The 664-nt window shown below is 45.9% G+C and carries 1 protein-coding gene; it reads left to right on the top strand.

What is annotated here, in order from left to right; translation table 11 throughout:
- Positions 1–551: oxidoreductase (locus ACWHAR_RS27975; protein ID WP_452088550.1), on the top strand; the 551-nt coding region annotated here is incomplete at its 5' end.
- Between the last annotated feature and the right edge of the window lie 113 nt (positions 552–664).

The following is a 664-nucleotide window of genomic DNA, read 5'->3' as shown; positions in this document are numbered from 1 at the left end:
CCGGCTTTGATGTGATTGAAATTCATGCGGCGCACGAATATTTAATTCATGAATTTTTGTCTCCGCTTTCCAACCATCGCACAGATGAATACGGCGGCTCACCTGAAAACCGCTATCGTTTCTTGAGAGAGATCATTGATGAAGTCAAACAAGTATGGGACGGTCCTTTATTTGTCCGTGTATCTGCTTCTGACTACACTGACAAAGGCTTAGACATTGCCGATCACATCGGTTTTGCAAAATGGATGAAGGAGCAGGGAGTTGACTTAATTGACTGCAGCTCAGGCGCCCTTGTTCACGCAGACATTAACGTATTCCCTGGCTATCAGGTCAGCTTCGCTGAGAAAATCCGTGAACAGGCGGACATGGCTACTGGTGCCGTCGGCATGATTACAGACGGTTCAATGGCTGAAGAAATTCTGCAAAACGGACGTGCCGACCTCATCTTTATCGGCAGAGAGCTTTTGCGGGATCCATTCTTTGCAAGAACTGCTGCGAAACAGCTCAATACAGAGATTCCGGCCCCTGTTCAATACGAAAGAGGCTGGTAATGCCATAAGAGATATCCTGTAGAGGATATCTCTTTTTTTATTTTTAGAGAAACGATCGGCTAAGGTTCTCCGTCTCCCTAGTAGAACCAATTAGAGGAGATGACTCCAATGAA

Source organism: Bacillus sp. LR--39, assembly GCF_053613335.1.
The sequence above is the reverse complement of the archived record's forward strand: the minus strand, read 5'-3'. Positions and strand labels throughout refer to the sequence as shown.